Annotated in this window: 20 protein-coding genes; 9 read left to right on the top strand and 11 right to left on the bottom strand. The window is 59.3% G+C overall.

All coding sequences use genetic code 11. The features are described 5' to 3' along the window. Positions 1-9: 9 nt before the first annotated feature. Positions 10-759 (bottom strand): hypothetical protein, encoded by a 750-nt coding sequence (locus tag VLA07_RS05500; RefSeq protein WP_333988568.1) that lies wholly within the window; start codon positions 757-759, stop codon positions 10-12. Positions 760-878: 119 nt separating this feature from the next. Between VLA07_RS05500 and VLA07_RS05495 the strand changes: the two genes are divergently transcribed. The 4 genes from VLA07_RS05495 (at position 879) to VLA07_RS05480 (ending at position 4,505) form a co-directional block, all read left to right on the top strand. Beyond that, on the top strand, positions 879-1,253 hold the full coding sequence (locus VLA07_RS05495) for a hypothetical protein (RefSeq protein ID WP_103369543.1): 375 nt from the start codon (positions 879-881) through the stop codon (positions 1,251-1,253). A 110-nt stretch (positions 1,254-1,363) separates the two neighbouring features. After that, entirely contained in the window at positions 1,364-2,095 is a 732-nt protein-coding gene (locus tag VLA07_RS05490; RefSeq protein ID WP_333988567.1) for a hypothetical protein, read from the top strand. 74 nt (positions 2,096-2,169) lie between these two features. Then, positions 2,170-4,089, top strand: a complete 1,920-nt coding sequence (locus VLA07_RS05485) for an alkaline phosphatase D family protein (RefSeq protein WP_333988566.1) — start codon at positions 2,170-2,172, stop codon at positions 4,087-4,089. A gap of 32 nt (positions 4,090-4,121) precedes the next feature. Beyond that, complete coding sequence (locus VLA07_RS05480; protein WP_097086172.1) at positions 4,122-4,505, top strand: hypothetical protein; 384 nt, start codon at positions 4,122-4,124, stop codon at positions 4,503-4,505. Between the two features lie 237 nt (positions 4,506-4,742). Here the strand turns inward: VLA07_RS05480 and VLA07_RS05475 are convergent, their stop codons facing one another. Then, entirely contained in the window at positions 4,743-5,915 is a 1,173-nt protein-coding gene (locus VLA07_RS05475; protein ID WP_333988565.1) for an aspartate aminotransferase family protein, read from the bottom strand. Between the two features lie 102 nt (positions 5,916-6,017). Between VLA07_RS05475 and VLA07_RS05470 the strand changes: the two genes are divergently transcribed. Then, the gene (locus VLA07_RS05470; RefSeq protein WP_027612153.1) at positions 6,018-6,923 is read left to right on the top strand and encodes a LysR family transcriptional regulator; all 906 of its coding nucleotides are present in this window, start codon (positions 6,018-6,020) and stop codon (positions 6,921-6,923) included. 54 nt (positions 6,924-6,977) lie between these two features. Next, on the top strand, positions 6,978-7,382 hold the full coding sequence (locus VLA07_RS05465) for a GNAT family N-acetyltransferase (protein ID WP_333988564.1): 405 nt from the start codon (positions 6,978-6,980) through the stop codon (positions 7,380-7,382). A gap of 11 nt (positions 7,383-7,393) precedes the next feature. Here VLA07_RS05465 and msrA read toward each other — a convergent pair whose 3' ends face one another. From msrA to msrB, 3 genes are read right to left on the bottom strand one after another with little or no spacing between them, the layout of a single operon-like run. Beyond that, on the bottom strand, positions 7,394-8,098 hold the full coding sequence (gene msrA / locus VLA07_RS05460) for a peptide-methionine (S)-S-oxide reductase MsrA (protein WP_333988563.1): 705 nt from the start codon (positions 8,096-8,098) through the stop codon (positions 7,394-7,396). A gap of 15 nt (positions 8,099-8,113) precedes the next feature. After that, a complete protein-coding gene (locus VLA07_RS05455; RefSeq protein WP_333988562.1) occupies positions 8,114-9,889 on the bottom strand; it encodes a cytochrome c biogenesis protein DipZ in 1,776 nt (591 codons plus the stop codon). A gap of 43 nt (positions 9,890-9,932) precedes the next feature. Further along, entirely contained in the window at positions 9,933-10,451 is a 519-nt protein-coding gene (gene msrB, locus VLA07_RS05450) for a peptide-methionine (R)-S-oxide reductase MsrB (RefSeq protein WP_247268071.1), read from the bottom strand. A gap of 151 nt (positions 10,452-10,602) precedes the next feature. On the opposite strand from msrB, the gene VLA07_RS05445 reads away from it, so the two are divergent. The 3 genes from VLA07_RS05445 (at position 10,603) to VLA07_RS05435 (ending at position 13,651) form a co-directional block, all read left to right on the top strand. After that, positions 10,603-11,313, top strand: coding sequence for a response regulator transcription factor (locus tag VLA07_RS05445; protein ID WP_333988561.1), 711 nt, complete (start codon positions 10,603-10,605; stop codon positions 11,311-11,313). Continuing rightward, a complete protein-coding gene (locus VLA07_RS05440) occupies positions 11,310-12,830 on the top strand; it encodes a sensor histidine kinase (RefSeq protein ID WP_333988560.1) in 1,521 nt (506 codons plus the stop codon). Before VLA07_RS05445 ends, VLA07_RS05440 begins: the two co-directional genes overlap by 4 nt. A gap of 119 nt (positions 12,831-12,949) precedes the next feature. Beyond that, entirely contained in the window at positions 12,950-13,651 is a 702-nt protein-coding gene (locus VLA07_RS05435; RefSeq protein WP_333988559.1) for a hypothetical protein, read from the top strand. Between the two features lie 67 nt (positions 13,652-13,718). Here VLA07_RS05435 and VLA07_RS05430 read toward each other — a convergent pair whose 3' ends face one another. The 6 genes from VLA07_RS05430 to cyoA form a co-directional block, all read right to left on the bottom strand. Beyond that, complete coding sequence (locus tag VLA07_RS05430) at positions 13,719-14,210, bottom strand: RidA family protein (RefSeq protein WP_333988558.1); 492 nt, start codon at positions 14,208-14,210, stop codon at positions 13,719-13,721. A 406-nt stretch (positions 14,211-14,616) separates the two neighbouring features. Next, positions 14,617-15,504: a heme o synthase gene (gene cyoE, locus VLA07_RS05425; RefSeq protein ID WP_003227980.1), complete on the bottom strand. Its 888-nt coding sequence runs from the start codon at positions 15,502-15,504 to the stop codon at positions 14,617-14,619. Positions 15,505-15,514: 10 nt separating this feature from the next. Beyond that, complete coding sequence (gene cyoD / locus VLA07_RS05420; RefSeq protein WP_003227981.1) at positions 15,515-15,850, bottom strand: cytochrome o ubiquinol oxidase subunit IV; 336 nt, start codon at positions 15,848-15,850, stop codon at positions 15,515-15,517. Continuing rightward, positions 15,850-16,473, bottom strand: a complete 624-nt coding sequence (gene cyoC, locus VLA07_RS05415; protein ID WP_003227982.1) for a cytochrome o ubiquinol oxidase subunit III — start codon at positions 16,471-16,473, stop codon at positions 15,850-15,852. The genes cyoD and cyoC overlap by 1 nt, the downstream gene beginning before the upstream one ends. A 3-nt stretch (positions 16,474-16,476) precedes the next feature. Continuing rightward, positions 16,477-18,504: a cytochrome o ubiquinol oxidase subunit I gene (gene cyoB / locus VLA07_RS05410; protein WP_007968380.1), complete on the bottom strand. Its 2,028-nt coding sequence runs from the start codon at positions 18,502-18,504 to the stop codon at positions 16,477-16,479. Between the two features lie 3 nt (positions 18,505-18,507). Next, positions 18,508-19,449: a ubiquinol oxidase subunit II gene (cyoA, locus tag VLA07_RS05405; protein WP_027612162.1), complete on the bottom strand. Its 942-nt coding sequence runs from the start codon at positions 19,447-19,449 to the stop codon at positions 18,508-18,510. Between the last annotated feature and the right edge of the window lie 250 nt (positions 19,450-19,699).

Here is a 19,699-nt window from a genome sequence, read left to right as displayed (position 1 = left end):
TACAGTCTTTCAGCGTCGAGCCTTCAAAACCCGAATATCCGTGGGAAATCCATCCGCCCCCACAATCTTCTTCCAGCCCACATACTGAAACTCGCCCCGCTCATCGATGTAATCGCCCTTCTCCACTGACCGACCACCGACGATCGCCACGCGTTTTTCCTCGCCACAGCCGCCATCCGACGGGCGCACGGTATAGATCACATACGGCTTCACATACTGCGTGGCGCGGAAGTGTTGGCCGCAGATTTCGTCGACGGTGATCAGCATGGTTTTCAGGCGGGCTTCGCCGTCCATGTCTTCGTGGAGTTTGAGGAAGGAGATGTCGCCGACGTCGCTGTAGCCGAGTGACCGCGCACGTTTATATTCGGGGGAGTTCTGGTGGGCGATGCGGCCTTGCTCGGCGGCCTGGTTCATTCTGGCGGCGAACTCAGCATTACCTTGCGCAATGGTTGCCTCGGCCTGGGCGGCGACGTTTTCGCATTGCGCGAATTCGCGGGAGCCGAGGTATTGGGGCGTCAGGTTCGAGCGGCGCTGGTTCATGCTCCGCAGGCTGTTGTCGAGGTCGCCGATCACCTCATAGGCGCTGGGTACGCGACCGCTCTGGACGTCGGCGATTTTTTCCTGCATTCGCTTGCAGTTGGCGAGGTAATACTGCCAGCTGCTTTCCGGGGGCTCCTTCCACTCGGCGAATGCCGGGGTAATGACAGCGGCGCACGTGATTGCACAGAGCAAGCGCAGAACGGAAGCGGCTTTTGGCATGAGTAGTCCGTTACAGGAATCAAGAAAGTGGCGCGACGCTACTATTTTGCTATCGTGCCGTCCACTGTCGGCAAGGTGCCGAGCGTTTGTACCGTGACGGGTTTCGAAGGATGGATACGATGGATGTTGTGTTTTTCTTTATCGCCTGGATAGGCATGTGGGTCTGGGTCGTCAGGCAGCGTGGTGCGTGGAATCTGCTACTCGCCAATGTGTTGGGTGCTGCCAGCGGCATGATTGTCGGCCTGGTGGTTTCGCAGCTTTGTGTCGGTCTGTTGGGCTCTAGCCGGCCACCGGTCCCGGGGGTCATGGGATCGCTTCTGGAAATGCTGGCGACTGCCGCGGCGCTGACCGGCGTATGGATGCTGGTGGCCCGTCGCTCGCAGGTCGAACACCCTGTCGCGCGTCAGCTACTGGCCGGCCTTTGCGGCGTTGTGGCCGGCATAACGGCGATCATGTTTTTTGTTCAGATCAATCCGCCCAATCTCGGCATGTGAATGTCTTCGTGGCGTCAGACCTCTATTTTGATATCTTGCCGTCCATCTTCAGCACTCACCGCCAGTGGGTGCTGTTTTGCAGGCTATTGAAGGGTTAAGGAAAGGATCGAATGGAGTTTCTGAGTTTTCTGGCATTTATCGCCGCCTGGGGTTTGATGTGGCGCTGGGTGGTGAAAAACCGCGGCAGCTGGAATCTGTTTTACGGCAACATCGTTGGCGCGGCGGGCGGTTTTATCGTCGGCATGGTGGTGCTGTCGATCTTCCTGTCGTTGTTCCCGTCGGCGCATAAAGCCGAAAAGGCGCCCGTCGAAGACGTGATCGCACAGAACGATGCCACCACCAGTCTGTTGCCCGAAGCCGAGTCGGATTCAACGTCCGCGGTGCTGGAAAACGCGCCGGGCTTTGCCGCGATCGAGCCGGATAACCAACCTTCTCCGCCGGATTCCGCACTGCTGCCGAATTACGCCAGCCGGGCGCCGAAATCGATATCGGAAAAAACCGTCCTGGATCAGAGCGACGCGCAGGGCCGTAAAGCGCTCACCGCGCTGCGCGACAAGCTTGGGCAAAATGCCGACAGCGATAAATCGATGCTCGCGTATGTCATGTGCGGCACGGTGGTCACCAGCACACTGCGCTTCCCAGCGTCGGAGCGCTTCGCCGACAGTTCTGCCATTGTCACCAAGCGCTTCAAAGATCAGGTCTACACCCTCAGCAACAAGGTCACCGCGCGCAACATGAACGGCGATGACGTCACTTATCGCTTCGACTGCTCGGTGCAGGAGCAATCCGCGTCCGCCGAATGGCGACTGCTGGCGCTGAAGCTGCAGAAGGCTGACTCTTAAGCCTCGTTTAAGGGTTCAAGGCGCCGGCTGCGCTATCATCGCCGGCTTGTGCGCCTTGAGTTCTTTGCCCCCGAATGTCCTCGATACCTGCTGACCTGAATCCGATGCCTCCCGTCTTGGCCGGCCCACTGCTGCGCCGGCTGGAACCAACGCGCGTGGTGCTGTGGCTGGTCGGTACGCGTCAACTGTCGCTGACGTTGCGCCTGCAAGGCGTAGGAGACATCCCTCTCGATGCCGGGAAGTGCACGGTCATTTCTGTAGGCCGTCATGCGTTCGTTCATTTGATTGACGTTGTGCTGGACAGCGCCCTGCCCTGTGAGACCGTTGTGGGTTACGACTTGCTGATCGATGGCCAGCAGCGAATTGCCGACTGGGCACCACATCTGGTGTATGGCGATGCTACTTGCCCGAACTTCGTCGTGCGCTCACGGATCGATCAGTTGCTGCACGGCTCCTGCCGCAAGCCGCATCATCCGGCGGCAGACGGTCTGCTCTGTGTCGATCAGTTGCTGGCGATAGAAACCGATCCACAACAACGCCCCGCCCTGTTGATGATGAGCGGCGACCAGATCTACGCCGACGATGTTGCCGGCCCGATGCTGCGGACGACTCATGCGTTGATCGAGCGCCTCGGCCTGTTCGACGAACATCTCGAAGGCGCGGTGGTCAGCGACAGCGCCAAGCTCTACGAACACCCGGCCAGCTACTACCACCGTGCGGATTTGTTACCCGCGCTGGAGAGCAACGAGACCTTGCGCGAGCGATTTTTCGGCGGTGCGCGCAAGCCGATTTTCACCAGCAGCAGCGCCGACAATCATCTGGTCACGTTCGCCGAAGTGATGGCGATGTACTTGCTGGTGTGGTCGCCGGTTGCCTGGACGCTGATCAATCCTGCTGTTCCGTCCCTGACGCCTGAACGCTTGAAGCGCTACACCCTGGAGCAAACCCGCATTGATGGCTTCAAGGCCGGTTTGGGCAACGTCGCCCGAGCCTTGGCGCACCTGCCGAGCCTGATGATTTTCGACGATCACGACATCACCGATGACTGGAATCTTTCCGCGCAATGGGAGGAAACCGCCTACGGCCATCCGTTCTCCAAACGCATCATCGGCAACGCCTTGATTGCGTACATGTTGTGCCAGGGTTGGGGCAATAATCCGGATGCGTTCAAGGATGTGCTGGAGAACACACGACGTCTGAGCGCCAGCGGTAACGATCGTTATCTCGACAGCCCGGTGCAGGACGCGCTGATCGATGACTTGCTGCGCTTTCAGCATTGGCATTTCGTGCTGCCGAGCAGCCCGGCGCTGGTAGTGCTCGACACCCGCACCCGGCGCTGGCGCAGCGAGATGGCACTCAAGCAACCCTCCGGTTTACTGGACTGGGAAGCGCTGAGCGAACTGCAGCAGGAACTGCTTGATCATCCGTCAGCAATCATCGTTTCACCGGCGCCGATCTTCGGCGTGAAGCTGATTGAAACCGTGCAGAAGGTTTTCAGCTGGTGCGGTTATCCACTGCTGGTCGACGCCGAAAACTGGATGGCTCATCGCGGTGCGGCGCAGGTGATCCTGAACATTTTCCGACACACCCGCACACCCGGAAACTACGTGGTGCTGTCCGGCGATGTGCATTATTCCTTCGTCTACGAAGTGCTTATCCGACACCGCAAGGCCGGGCCACGGATCTGGCAGATCACCAGCAGCGGGATCAAGAACGAGTTCCCGAAAACCCTGCTGGAATGGTTTGACCGCCTCAACCGCTGGCTCTACTCGCCGCGCTCGCCGTTGAACTGGTTCACCAAACGCCGACGCATGCGCATCATGCCCTATACCCCGGAACATGCCGAAGCGGGTGAGCGGCTGTGGAATTCGGCGGGGATCGGCCAGGTGTTTTTCAATGCGCAGGGACAGCCGAGCGAGATCATTCAGCACAATTCGAACGGGGCGGTGAAGACGCGGATGCTGGCGCCGGAGTTGGGGGATTATCCTGATTGATATGGTTTCCTTTTGCCCATAGTGAGATTGCAATGACGATACCTTCGCGATTACTTATCACCCGCGACAGCGTACATGCCGGCGATGATTGCGAGGCTCCCCATGCGCGCTGGATCAACCTGCAAGTGAGTGAAACCCTGGAGGATGCCCTGCGCCTACTACTCCACAATGGTTATCTGCCAAGCATTGCTGGTGGATGTGCGACCTGGATCGTACGCGGCCCTCAGGCCCTAGCTGTAGTTGCCCAACAATGGCGGGAGCCGCGTTTTCTGGTCGACGCCCAGTCGACACTGGTCAATTTGGAAGAGTTGAGATTTGTATATTGGTGCCAGGTAGATCCAGAGATTGTTTTCGACTGCCTGCTAACAGGCGCCGAACTTCCTGACAGATACAGCGGATTTAAGACGTCAAAGTAGTCGGAAGGGGATTACAGTTTTTAAGGAAACATCTCTGGAATCGCTGGTTCATACTCTGCCTCCCTTACACAGGAAGCAGAGCCATGCGAAAAAGAAAGCCAGACCCTTTAGAAATCGATACAACGACTTACCTTTTAAGCTCCCCGGCCAATGCTAGAAGGCTGCTGAGATCTATCGCAGAAATGCACAATGGAATTCGTGCAAATACGGACGCCTCTTCGTTCAATTTCGTGCCTCTCAGTCAGTTGAGACCGCCAGCCCCACACCTCTGACAATCATCCCCACCTCCCGCTCATCAATCGTCAGCGGCGGCAACAGCCGTATCGTCTTGCCACGCGTCACGTTGATCAGCAATCCATGATCCCGCGCCGCAATCAGCGTCAGATCGCGGATCGGCTGCTTCAACTCGATACCAATCATCAAGCCCTGCCCGCGAATCGCCAGCACATTGGGGTTGTCTGCCAGTTCGGCGCGCAGGCGGGTCAACAGGCGCTCACCCTGCACCCGGACATTTTCCAGCAAGCCCTGTTCTTCGATGATATCCAGCACCGTGCAACCGACCCGGCAGGCCAGCGGGTTGCCGCCGAAGGTGCTGCCATGGCTGCCGGGAGTGAACAGGTCCGCCGCTCTGCCCCGTGCCAGGCAGGCGCCGATCGGCACACCGTTGCCGAGGCCTTTGGCCAGGGTCATGACGTCCGGCACGATACCTTCATGCTGGAACGCAAACCACTGACCGGTGCGGCCGATGCCGGTCTGGATTTCGTCGAGCATCAGCAGCCAGGCGCGCCGATTGCACACTTCCCGCAGAGCTTTGAGGTAGCCGGGCGGCGCCAGTTGCACGCCGCTTTCGCCCTGGATCGGCTCGACCAGAATCGCCACGATGCGCTCGCCATGCTTTTGCTGCAGTTGATCCAGCGCCGCCAGATCACCGAAAGGCACTTTGACGAAATCCCCCGGCAGATCATTGAAGCCCAGCCGCACCGCCGGGCCATCACTCGCCGACAACGTGCCGAGCGTGCGGCCATGAAATGCGTTGGCCATGACCACCACCAGCGGCTGTTCGATGCCTTTGCTCCAGCCGTACAAGCGCGCAAGTTTCAGTGCGGTTTCATTGGCCTCGGCGCCGGAGTTGTTGAAGAACGCCCGGTCCATTCCCGACAGCTGCGTGAGTTTCTGCGCCAGCTGTTGCTGCCAGTCGATGCTGTACAGATTGGAGGTGTGCAGCAGCATTCCGGCCTGCTCACTGATGGCCGCGACGATCCGTGGGTGCGAGTGCCCGACATTGGTCACCGCAACCCCGGCGACAGCATCCAGGTATTCACGACCGGCCTGATCCCACAGGCGAGTGCCCAGACCTCTGGTGAAACTCAGAGCCAGCGATTGGTAGGTGTTCATCAGGGCGGCGGTCATGACTTCAAACTCCAGTGAAGGTCGGTGTGTTTGCAGTATGGTTAGCCACCAGAACTGGATAAACTCGGCAAAACTTCATTCATTTAAAAGCCGAGCTTGATAATGGACCTGTTGCAGGCAATGAGCGTGTACGTGAAGGTCGTGGAAGCCGGAAGCATGACGGCAGCCGCGTTGCAGTGCGAAATGTCCACGACCATGGTCGGAAATCACCTGCGCGCACTGGAGCAAAGGCTCGGCGTGCAGTTGCTGCAGCGCACCACCCGCCGTCAGCGACTGACCGAGTTCGGCAGCGTTTACTACCAGCGCTGTCTGGATGTTTTGGGTCTGGTGGCCGACTCCGAACGCTTGGCCGAACAGGCCCTAGACGAGCCGCGCGGCCTGTTGCGCATCACCGCGCCGCTGACCTTTGGTGTCGAACGCCTGGCGCCGGCGCTCAGCGAGTTTTCCTTGCAATACCCGCAGGTGAAAATGGATGTGGTGCTGACCAACCGCCGTCCGGATCTGCTGGAAAGCGGCCTCGACGTAGCGTTTCGGCTGGGACATTTCGAGCAGTCGAACCTGATCGCCCGGCCGCTGATCGACTACACCCTGACCGTGTGCGCTTCGCCGGCTTACGTCGCCCGACGCGGCATGCCGATCACCCCGCAAGACCTGCAGCAACACGACTGCCTGTCGTTCGCCTACCCTGCCGGCGATGACTGGCAATCAGTGGAAAAACGCTGGCGCCTCAGCGGCCCGGACGGCGAGATTCTGGTCGACGTCAGCGGCCCGATGCTGATGAACACCTCTGCCGGCCTGCATCAGGCAGCGCGCACCGGCATGGGCATCGTGATGCTACCGGATGCGCTGGTGGAACAAGACCTGCGCGACGGCAAACTGGTGACGGTGATCCCCGATTACCAGCCACCAAGCCGTCCGTTGCATTTGCTGTACGCGCCGGATCGTTATCGTTTGCCCAAACTGCGGCGCTTCGTCGAATTCGCGATGAAAACCTGGGGCAGATCCTGACTCAATTGCTATCGACTACGCTCCGGTGATTGCCGACAAGGATGCTGCCACGTGATGAAGAACGACCATACCGTACGCGATCTGTTGCCCGACGAAGTGGAGCCAGTTCGGCTGTTTCTCGGCCTACATGGCTGGGGACACCGGACAGGCTCCAGCGACTATTTCGCCCAACTCATCGAAAACTCGCAACGCACTTCCGTCGCACTGAGCGGCGAGCAAATCATCGGGTTCGCCCGAGGCATCACCGATGGTTTGTCTAACGGTTATCTGTCGATGGTGGTGGTCGATGACCAGTATCGCCGTGCTGGCGTCGGGCGCGCACTGGTCGAGCATGTCATGGGTGACAACCCCGAGATCACTTGGGTACTGCGCGCCGGGCGCGAAGGTGCGGAGGCGTTTTTTGCCAGTTTGGGGTTTGAAACATCGGTGATTGCCATGGAGCGCCCAAGGCTCAAGTAACACGTGAGAAATCAACTCCCGCTTTTCACCAACACCGGCTTCTCCTGATAACGCTGCGCGAACAACTGCTTCAACTGCGCGACCTTGGGCATGTCGTTGATCACGATGTACGGATAGCTCGGGTGTTCGGTGAGGAAGTCCTGGTGATAGTCCTCCGCCGGATAGAAGCCGTTGTAGGTTTCCAGTTGGGTGACGATCGGTTTGCTGTAGGCATGTGCCGCGTCGAGTTGGGCGATGTAGGCCTGGGCCACCCGTTGTTGATCGGCGTTGACCGGGAACAGCGCCGAGCGGTATTGCGTGCCGCTGTCGGGGCCTTGGCGGTTGAGTTCGGTCGGGTTGTGGGCCACCGAAAAGTAGATCTGCAGCAGGCTGCCGTAACTGACTTGCGTCGGATCGAAGGTGACTTGCACTGACTCGGCATGACCGGTATCGCCTTCACTGACCCGCTCATATTCCGCCGTGTTCGCCGCACCGCCGGCATAACCGGAGACAGCTTTCTGCACGCCTTTGACGTGCTGGAAAACCCCTTGTACGCCCCAGAAACAACCACCGGCGAACACCGCGGTTTCACTGTGCGCCTCAGTGGTTTCGTCGAGGGCTGGCGGCGGGATGACCACCGCGTCCTCTGCACCGAAAGAGAACGCCGAGCACTGACCGATCACACCAGCCATGGCGACGCCGAGCAGTGCACGGCGCCAGTTGTTTTGAGCTTTCATGTTGCGCACTCCCGATCAGCCGAAGGTGAAGGCGTAAGCCGATACGCCCGGGTCAAGAAATTCGATGGTGAAGGTCCGGTCCTTCACCTCGTCGGTTTGCCGCACCAATTGGTACAGGCGCTGTTCGGTCACGCGACCGCTGCCATCCGCAGCGACATCCACACCATGGGCGGCACCCGGCGCCTGACCGTCAATCGAGACTTTGAAACGCACCGGTTTGCCATCCGTGCCCGGGCCCAGCACCAGATGCAGGTCGCGGGCATGGAAGCGGTAGACGATGCGGCTGGCCGGCGCGCTGGCGGTAGCGCGCTCGGCACCGACGGCCCACTGGCCGCCAAGGCTCCAGTCATTCAAAGTCAGGTTGGCCGGTGGGTTATAGGTCGCGACCTTGTCAGGCACCAGCCCGGTTTCCGGTACGAAGTGTTCCGCACGCTGGTAGCCGACGTAGGTTTCCGGTGACAGCACCTGATTCATGTCCGGCGCCTGTTGCACGCCTTGGGCATCGGCGTTGATCAAGCCGTCGGCGACGGTTTTCGCCCCGGCCTCACGCAGCAACTGCTGTATGACCCGTTCCGATTCGGCGTAATCCCCTTCGCCAAAATGGTGGTAACGAATCCGTCCTTGAGCATCGGCAAAATAATGCGCCGGCCAGTATTCGTTGTTGAAAGCACGCCAGATTTTGTAGTCGTTATCGATGGCGACCGGATAGTTGATACCCAGCTCCTTCATGGCTTTGGTGACATTGCCGACATCGCGCTCGAAAGCGAATTCCGGGGCGTGCACGCCAATCACTACCAGGCCTTGATCGCGGTACTTTTCCGCCCAGGCTTTGACGTATGGCAAGGTGCGCAGGCAGTTGATGCAGGAGTAGGTCCAGAAATCCACCAGCACCACTTTGCCCTTCAATGCCTGGACGTTCAGCGGTGGCGAATTGAGCCATTGCACGGCGCCATTGAGCGGCGGCAACTGGCCTTCGACCGGTAGTGTTCCCGGTGCCTTGTCGGCAACTTTCATCGCCCCGCCGGCAGCAGGAATCTGCGCCATCATGGTTCCGTTGCCCGTCGGCGATTTGCTGGTCAGCTTGCCGACCAGCGCCTGTTCAATCCCGCCCGTGGAAGCCGTCGACAGCCGCGCCAACAGCCCGGTGTCGAGGCCCAGCGCAATCGCTGCGACACCCGCGAGCATCGCCGCCCCCAACCCGCGCCGGATCCATTCACCGGTGCCAATCGAGCGCTTCATCAATGCAAAGACCTTACCGCCCAGCAGCAGCGCCGCCGCCAGTGAAGTCGCGGCGCCCGCCGCGTAGGCGAGCAACAACAGCGTGGTGGCGATGCTTGCCCCTTGCAGCGCGGCGCCGGTCAGAATCAAACCGAGGATGGGCCCGGCGCACGGCGCCCAGAGCAGACCCGTGGCGACGCCAATCAGAAACGAGGCGCCGGGACGCGGACGATTGTCCTGGCCCGCGGCTTCGGACAGCCGACTGCCGGCCGAGACCAGCGGTCGCGTCAGGCGCTCGGCGAGGCGCGGCAGCAGCAGCGTCAGCCCGAACAGTGCAACGAACAGCAACGCGAGCCAGCGCCCGTACTGATTGACTTGCACCACCCAACCGCCGCCCACCGCCGCCAGTGTGGCGACGAGGGCGAAAGTCAGCGCCATCCCGGCCAAGAGCGGCAAGCCACTCTTGATAAACGGCTGCCCGGTGCGAGCGAAGACAAAAGGCAGAACAGGCAGGATGCACGGACTGACGATCGTCAGCACACCGCCCAGATAAGCGAGAACCAAGAGCCACATGGTGTCGTCCTGTAGAAAGTGAACATCGAAAAATGGCCATGGCTCATGCCGCCACGGGTTTGAACGTCATCGCCAGGCCATTCATGCAATAGCGCAGGCCGGTGGGTTTCGGGCCGTCGTCGAACACATGTCCCAAGTGCCCGCCGCAGCGTCGGCAGTGCACTTCATTGCGTGACATGCCTAACGATCGGTCCTGACGCGTGGCCACCGCATGTTCCAACGGTGCCCAGAAACTCGGCCAGCCCGTGCGGCTGTCGAACTTGGTCGCCGATGAAAACAGCGCCAGATCACAACCCGCGCAGGCGAATGTGCCGTTGCGATGTTCGTTGTTGAGCGGGCTGGTATAGGCCCGTTCGGTGCCTTCATCGCGCAGGATGGCGTACTGCTCATCCGAGAGCAGCGAGTGCCATTCGCTGTCGCTGTGGCTCACCTCGAAAACCTCATCGGCATGGGCTTGCTCGATCAGTGCGGAGCCCGAGGAAAATTTTGGCAATACACCCGCCACCAGAGCTGCAACCCCCAGCCCGCCGCTCGCTACGAGAATCTGTCGCCGTGAAAACATGGCCTTCTCCAAAAATTCCAGGTGCCTGTCATGGAACACAGCCTAGGCTTGGGTTGATCGCCAAATCCTCACGGGAAGTTAACGAATTCGTGATAACTCGCCCCGAGGAAAACCCGCACAATGCGCTCACTGCGCCGAAGGATTGAGCTTGATGGAATTAACCAGACGCATCCTCGTGGTCGAGGATGACCAACACATCGCCGACTTGATTTGCCTGCACCTGCGCGATGAACATTACGACGTCGTGCACAGCGCCGACGGCGACGAAGGCATGCGCCTGTTGCAACAGGGACAATGGGATGCACTGATCCTCGACCTGATGTTGCCGGGCGTCGATGGCCTGGAAATCTGCCGCCGCGCCCGGGCGATGGCGCGCTATACGCCGATCATCATCACCAGCGCCCGCTCCAGCGAATTGCACCGCATTCTGGGTCTGGAGCTGGGTGCCGACGATTACCTCGCCAAACCGTTTTCAATGCTAGAACTGGTGGCCAGGGTCAAAGCCTTGCTGCGCCGGGTCGACGCCATGGCGCGCAACCTGAAGATGGACGCCGGCAGCCTCAGTCTCGATGGCCTGAGCATCGACCCGATCACCCGCGACGTCGCCCTCAACGGTGCGCGTCTGGACCTCACTCCGCGAGAGTTCGACTTGCTGTATTTCTTCGCCCGACAGCCGGGCAAGGTGTTCTCACGCATGGACCTGCTCAACGCGGTATGGGGTTACAGCCACGAAGGCTACGAGCACACGGTGAACACCCACATCAATCGCTTGCGGGCGAAAATCGAAAGCGATCCGGCGCAACCGACGCGCATCCTCACTGTGTGGGGCCGCGGCTATAAATTCGGCACGGAACAACCATGAGACTGAACCTGTCGCAGCGCCTGTCGCTGGTGTTCGCCGTTTTGCTGCTGGTGTGCTGCGGCACCTCGGCGTGGCTGCAGGTGCGCTCCAGCAAGATGCATGAACTGGAAGTGGTGCAAGGCCTGTCGCGGGACCTGGCGCAGCACATCGCCCATGACACGGTGCTGATGGACAGCAATGGCCTGATGCCCGGCGCCGTGCGCGAACTGTTCAGCAAGCTGATGCTGGTCAACCCGAGTGTCGAGGTGTACCTGCTCGACCCCGAGGGACGGATTGTCGGCAATGCGGCGCCGGAAGGACATCTGCGCCGTGAGACGGTCGATCTGGCGCCGATCCGCCGGCTGCTCGATGACCAGCCGTTGCCGATCCTCGGCGATGACCCGCGAAGTGCCGACGGGCGCAAGGTCTTCAGTGCCGCGCCGTTACGGGTCAACGGCAAGCCCGCCGGTTATCTGTACGTGGTGTTGCTCAGTGAAGAACACGATCGTTTCGCCGAACGTGGCGCGACCAGTGCCGCGCTCAACACTGCATTGCTGTCGATCGGACTGGTCGCATTGCTATGCCTGATCGCCGGTCTCACGGCGTTCAACCTGATCACCCGGCCACTGCGCCGATTGACCGAAACCGTCAGCCGCTTCGACATTGATGGCGCGCCGCAACCTCTGCCTGCACCGTCAGCGACTGTGGATAAAAGCGCTGACCCGGATGAAATCGCCGTACTCGATGGCGCCTTCCGGCAGATGCAAAACCGACTGGGTGATCAGTGGCGCTCGTTGACCCGCCAGGATCAGGAGCGCCGCGAACTGGTGGCGAACATTTCTCACGACCTGCGCACACCGCTGGCCTCGTTGCACGGCTATCTGGAAACCCTGTCACTCAAGGACGCCACACTCACCGCCGAAGAACGCCGGCGTTATCTGGGCATTGCCCTCGATCAAAGCCGCAAGGTCGGCGGGTTGGCGCAATCGCTGCTGGAGCTGGTACGTCTGGAGCACGGTTTCGTGCAGCCGGTACTGGAGCGCTTCTCGCTGATCGATCTGCTGCAGGACATTTTCCAGAAATTCGAACTGGCCGCCGAAGCACGCCACGTCGAACTCAAGGCCAGCTTCGGTCCGAACCTGCCGACGGTGTGCGCCGACCTTGGGTTGATCGAACGGGTGCTGACCAACCTGGTGGATAACGCCTTGCGCCACACGCCTGCGGGCGGTGAAATCGAGCTGGATTTGAAACCCCTGGGCGCCTTGGTCGAAGTCACGGTCAGCGACACCGGCCCCGGCATCGCTCCGGATCTGCGCGAAGGTCTGTTCCTGCGTCCGTTCAATATTGGCGGCGCGCGGCGTGACGGTGGACTGGGCCTGCGGATCGTCCACCGCATCCTGCAACTGCACGGGCGTGAGATTCAGTTGATCGATGTCGCCGGGCGCGGGGCGACTTTCCGCTTCACGCTGCCGACCGATCAGCAAACCGCTGAACAGTGGATGGTGCGCTCGATGAACCTGAACACGCCGGACAAATAATCCGCACCACCGGACTGTTGTTCCGTGACAACGCCGCCCCGCTCCCCTAAATTAACCGGCCTGAAAAAGACCTCGCGCTTTCTCGTTTCCACTCAAGTTAAAAAAGTAGTGAAATTTCAATGTCCGATTTCAACACCGCTGAATCCGTAGTCACCGAATCGTCCAAAGCGGAATACGAAAACTCCATCAATCTTTCACAACACCTTCCACAAGCCAAAATCATCAGCGAGATGGTGCTGGATGCTTTCCAGTCGACCCGCGAAAGTGACCAGATCCGCGAGCTGCGCGCCGCGATCCGTCAGGCGCACGACAGCTTCGATGACGACAAGGCCTACGAGCTGATGGGCCAGCTCAAGGCGCTGAAAGACGCCGAGGCCGCCGACCTCGCCGCCCTCGAAGACCTGAGCAGCAAGTTTTCAATCGGCCGCATCCTGTCCTGCTTCAAGGACGATCCGGCGTTCCAGGAAATCGTTTACGGCCTCGCGCTCAAAGTGCTGAATCAGACACACCAGGCGATCAGCAATCCGAGTGGCGGCAAGGGCAAGGCTGCCAAGAAGAAAGAACTGGAAATCTTCACCATCAGCAAGGACGGCAGCAGCGTGACCCTGCCGCTGCGCACTCCGCGTTCGCGTCTGAACGTTGACCGTGAAGCGCTGGAATTCCTCGGTTTCACCTTCATCGGTGAAGGCGAAGAAGCCGAGCTGGAAAGCGAAACCTTCGTCGACAACGCCGGCACCGAACACGCGATCAACCGCAAGAACATCATCACCGCCCTGCAACAGCAGACCGCGTTCGATGGTTACAGCATCGCCGCGCAGTAATCCCGGCGCCGCCAAAAAAGCCCCGCTCTGAGATTCAGGCGGGGCTTTTTGTTGGGCGGCGCGGCGGTCAGACTTCTGGCTGCAGCGCCGCGATCATGTCGACTTCAATCGCGGCGTTCTTCGGCAACTGATAGACACCGACCGTGGTGCGGGTGTGCCGGCCGGCATCGCCGAGCACATGGCTGAACACGTCCGATGCGCCGTTTGCCACTTCGCTCAGGTCAACGAAGTCCGGGGTCGACTTCACATACACCGTGACCCGCAACAACGCCCGAATCTTGTCCAGCGACCCCACCGCATCGACAATCAGCGCCAGGCAGCGCATGGCACTGATGCTCGCGGCAGCTTGGGCGTCCTTGAGGGTCAACTCCAACCCCACGCGACCGGGATAAAGAATCTTGCCATTGACCCGCGGCACCATGCCACTGATGTACAACTCATCGCGATGGCGGATCAGCGGCGCGTAATTGCCGCCGGCGGTGTTCTCGCCGTAGATGTCGTAGTTCAGCTCGTGTGCCAGGGCAATGAAGCGTTCGTCGCAGGTCATCCTCTCAGTCATTTCGCCCAGCCTTTTGATCAGTGCATGAAGAATCGCAGGTTAAGACCGATGATTGCCGGAGATTCGATTTGTGGCAGGTCATCGACATAGTTGGATCCAAATCTAGGTGTTTCACGAAGTGATAGCAACCGGCCGCTGAGGCATCCTTCGCCACATTTTCACGGTGTGCCGCCATCTCTGCGACGCCCTGCATTAACTCAGCAAACAGATCGCGCTTTTTCATCCAAACCTGCCCCATTAGAAAATAGCCTCTGGGATCCTAACTAATGAAAAGTTTTCTGAAGGTAGGAGATCTCTCTATAAGCAGGCAGTCGTTTCCCAAAGACACGCTCAACCTTAAATAGCACCCAACAAAAAACCCCGCACATCTCTCAATGTGCGGGGTTTTTCTTGAAGCCATCCAGCCTTACGGCGCGTACGTCAGCAGCAGCTCGGCGGGCACCTTGAAGTCCAGGGACATCATGACGCTCAGGGCGGTGATGGTGAAGATCGAGAACACGAACAGCTTGCGTGCCCAGACCGTGTCATCCACCGCCTTGTAGCCGGTCCAGGCCATGTACAACCAGTACATGCCCATGGCCGCGGCAACGGCGAGGTAGCTCATGCCGGCGTAACCGCTGAAAGTCAGCATCAAGGTCGCCACGAGGAACGCCAGGATGTAGAGCAGGATGTGCTTCTTGGCCACTTCGATTCCGCGCTTGACGGGCAGCACCGGAATCGATGCGGCCAGGTAGTCGTTGAAACGGAAGATCGCGATGGCGTAGGAATGCGGCATCTGCCACAGGCTGAACATCACCAGCAGGGTCAGTGCGGCCATGTCGAAGCTGTTGGTTACGGCAACGTAACCGATCACTGGCGGCATGGCGCCCGACAGACTGCCCACCAGCGTGCCGTGAACCGACTTGCGCTTGAGGTACAGGCTGTAGAAGCCGACGTAGATGATGAAGCCGATTACCGCGAACAGGGCGGCCAACGGGTTGGCCACCTTGTACAACAAGGCAACGCCGAGAACACCCAGGATGGTCGCGTAGACCAGGGCCAGTTTCAGGGAGATCAAGCCCTGCACCAGCACCCGGTTCTTGGTGCGTTCCATCTTCAGGTCGATGTCGCGGTCGATGCAGTTGTTGAACACGCAACCGGAGGCCACAACCAGGGAAGTGCCGATCATGGCGGCCAGGAACACCGCCAGATCTACATGCCCTTTCGAGGCCAGGAAGAACCCGCCTGCCACAGAAAGCACGTTACCGAAAATGATCCCCGGTTTGGTGATTTGGATAAAGTGCTTGAGCGACATCGGGTCTACCTCACTTCGCCATCATGTACGTGTGGATGCTGAACATGATCCACAGCGACAGGCCAACCAGCAGCAGGATCACGATGGCCGTAAAGACAAACGCGATCACGTTGTTACGTTGTGCAATCGAACGGTCCAGGTGCAGGAAGTAGTACAGGTGAACAATCACCTGGATTACTGCGAACAGCAGGACGATTGCCAGCGTGGTCGACTTCGGCAAGGTCGGGAACATCACCAGGCCGAACGGGATGGCAGTCAGGATCACCGACAGGATGAAGCCGATGGCGTACGACTTTACGCTGCCGTGGCCAGCATCATGGCTGTCATGGGAGTGTGCATTAGCCATTACAGAGTCCCCATCAGGTAAACAACGGTGAATACGCAGATCCACACCACGTCCAGGAAGTGCCAGAACAGGCTCAGGCAGCTCAGACGGGTCTTGTTGGTCGCCGTCAGGCCGTGCTTGTTGACCTGGTACATCATGATGCCCATCCAGATCAGACCCGCGGACACGTGCAGACCGTGGGTACCGACCAGGGTGAAGAACGCCGACAGGAAGCCCGAACGGCTAGGACCGAAGCCCTCGGAGATCAGCAGGTGGAACTCGTTGATCTCCATGGCGATGAAGCCTGCGCCGAGCAGGAAGGTCATGAACAACCAGCCCAGAACCTGCTGCTTCTTGCCTTTGTACAACGCCAGCATGGCGAAGCCGTAGGTGATCGAACTGAACAACAGCAGAGCGGTTTCGCCCAGCACGTATGGCAGTTCGAAAATGTCGTGGCCCGACGGGCCACCGGCGACGTTGTTTACCAGTACTGCGTACACCGCGAAGATCGACGCAAACAGAATGCAGTCGGTCATCAGGTAGAGCCAGAAACCGTATACGGTCATCTCGCCCGAGTCGTGGTGATGGTCATCGTGCCCATGGTCACCATGGGCGTGTCCAACATTGGTCACTAAGTTCGACATGGTTTAAGCCTGTTCCAACGAGGTTACACGGGTGGCATTGGCCGGGATTTTCCCTGCCGCGACCAGACGCTTGTGCTGCTCGGCTTCGATGCGCTCGATCGTTTCAACCGGAACCATGTAGCCCTGGTCGTCACGTGCGGCGTGGATCACGAAGTAGATGACAGTGCCGGCCAGGCTGGCGATCGCCAACCACCAGATGTGCCAGATCATCGCGAAACCGAAGACGGTCAGCAGTGCGCCCATCACCACGCCAGTGGCGGTGTTGTTCGGCATGTGGATCGGCTCGTACTTGGCCGGAGCCTGGTACGCAGTACCGTTTTCCTTGGCTTCGGTGAACGGGTCGATGCAGTCAGCCTTAGGCAGCACAGCGAAGTTGTAGAACGGAGGTGGCGACGAGGTCGACCATTCCAGAGTGTGGGCATTCCACGGGTCACCGTGTTCGCACATGTTCTCTGGCTTGTTGCGGTCACGCACACTGACGTACAGCTGGATCAGTTGGCAGGCGATACCGACAGCGATCATCACCGCACCGAACATGGCAACGTACAGGTACGGTACCCACTCAGGGTTGGTGGTGGCGTTCAGACGACGGGTCATGCCCATGAAGCCCAGTGCATAGAGCGGCATGAACGCGACGAAGAAGCCCGAGATCCAGAACCAGAACGCTGCTTTACCCCAGCCTTCGTGCAGCTTGAAGCCGAACGCTTTCGGGAAGTAGAAGCCGAAACCTGCGATGTAGCCGAATACTGCGCCGCCGATGATCACGTTGTGGAAGTGCGCGATCACGAACAGGCTGTTGTGCAGAACGAAGTCAGCACCCGGGATGGCCAGCAGTACGCCGGTCATGCCGCCGATGGCGAAGGTCACCATGAAGCCCAGGGTCCACAGAACCTGGCTGGTGAAGCGCAGACGGCCCTGGTAGATGGTGAACAGCCAGTTGAACAGTTTCACACCCGTCGGGATGGAAATCAGCATCGTCGCCAGACCGAAGAAGGCGTTGACGCTGGCACCCGACCCCATGGTGAAGAAGTGGTGCAGCCAAACCATGAAGCCCAGTACCGAGATCGCGCCCGAAGCGTAGATCATCGAGTGGTGGCCGAACAGTTTCTTGCCGGTGAACGCCGAGATCACTTCCGAGAAGATGCCGAATGCCGGCAGGATCAGGATGTAAACCTCAGGGTGGCCCCAGGCCCAGAACAGGTTGACGTACATCATTGGATTGCCACCAAGTTCATTGGTGAAAATGTGGAAATCCATGTAACGGTCGAGGGTCAGCAGTGCCAGGGTAGCGGTCAGGATCGGGAACGAAGCCACGATCAGGACGTTAGCCCAGGTGCAGGTCCAGGTGAAGATCGGCATGTCCATCAGTTTCATGCCAGGGGTACGCATTTTCAGCACGGTGGCGAGGAAGTTGACCCCCGTCAGCGTCGTCCCTAACCCGGATAGCTGTAGCGCCCAGATGTAGTAGTCCATCCCCACGCCAGGGCTGTACTGCAGACCCGACAGCGGCGGATAGGCAACCCAACCAGTCTTGGCGAATTCGCCGACACCCAGCGACAGGTTGATCAGCACCACGCCGGACACCAGCAGCCAGAAGCTCAGGGAGTTCAGGAACGGGAAGGCAACGTCACGCGCGCCGATCTGCAGCGGCACTGCAAGGTTCATCAGGCCGGTGAAGAATGGCATCGCCATGAAGATGATCATGATCACACCGTGAGCGGTGAAGATCTGGTCATAGTGTTCAGGTGGCAGGTAGCCAGGCGAACCCTCGGTGGCCATGGCCAGCTGGGTACGCATCATGATGGCGTCGGCGAAGCCACGCAGCAGCATGACCATGGCAACGATGATGTACATCACACCGATTTTCTTGTGGTCGACCGACGTCAGCCACTCGGTCCACAAGTAGGTCCACTTCTTGAAGTAGGTGATTGCAGCGAACAACGCCAGACCACCGAGCGCGATCATCGAGATGGTGACCATCACGATCGGCTCGTGGAAAGGGATCGCTTCCCAACTTAATTTACCAAACATCGTTTACTCCTCTGCCCCGGCAGCTGAATGCGAATTCGAGTCCATGTCCGTTGCCGCCACTTCTTTCTCTTTCTTCTCGTGCTTCAGCGGCTTGCCCGGTTTCATGCCTTCGTACTTGTCGACGATGGTCTGGAACAGGTTCGGCGTGACCGAGGAGTAGAGCTCGACTGGATTGTTCTGGCTTGGCTTGGCAAGGGCTGCGTATTCAGCTTGTTCAAGCTGTTTAGGTGCCTTTTTGACTTCACTTACCCAGGCGTCGAAATCTTCCTGAGAAGTTGCGATCGCTTTGAATTTCATACCGGTGAAACCAGCGCCGCTGTAGTTGGCGGAGATACCGTCCATTTCAGCGTTGCGGTCAGCGATCAGGTGCAGCTTGGTGGTCATGCCCGCCATCGCGTAGATCTGGCCGCCCAGGCCCGGGATGAAGAACGAGTTCATCACGGCGTCGGAGGTGATCCGGAAGTTGACCGGAGTGTGCGCCGGGAACACGATCTTGTTGACCGTGGCAATGCCTTGTTCCGGGTAGATGAACAGCCACTTCCAGTCCAGCGCAACGACTTCGATGGTCACCGGCTTGACGTCGGATTCAATCGGACGGTACGGGTCCAGTTTGTGGGTCGAAATGTAGGTGATGTAACCCAGGGCGATGATGATCAGAACCGGGATGGTCCAGACCGCCACTTCGATTTTGGTCGAGTGCGACCATTTCGGGGTGTAGACGGCATCCTTGTTGGACGCGCGGTACTTCCAGGCGAACAGGAAGGTCATGACGATAACCGGCACAACGACCAACAGCATCAGCAGCGTGGCGGTGATGATCAGGTTGCGCTGTTCCAGGCCGACCTGGCCCGTTGGATTGAGCAGGGTCATGTTGCAGCCTCCCAGCAACAACGTGCCGAGCAGCGGCACTAGGCCTAGTAATCTGGGGTACCTGTTTTTACTCATCTCACGACCTCTAAAGCAGCTTGCGCAATGCAGTTGGGTTTTGATCGCCAACACTTCACCCTGCCAAGGGTTGGCATTTTCTTTGGATTGAATAAGGGCCGCCCGTCGCGCGTCAGACGCTCGACAAAACCATGGACAGCGGTCAGTTCTTATTCGAATTCGTGGTCAAAGGCCTTGTTACAGACCAATTCCATTTGGTGCGGAAAGTTGGAAGGCACCGACACCTGGGTGTCGCAAAAGCCTTTCGGCC

Source organism: Pseudomonas sp. S3(2024), from assembly GCF_036861315.1.
In the GTDB taxonomy this organism is placed as follows: domain Bacteria; phylum Pseudomonadota; class Gammaproteobacteria; order Pseudomonadales; family Pseudomonadaceae; genus Aquipseudomonas; species Aquipseudomonas putida_A.
Note: the sequence above shows the minus strand (reverse complement) of the source record. Positions and strands in the feature narration are given on the sequence as shown.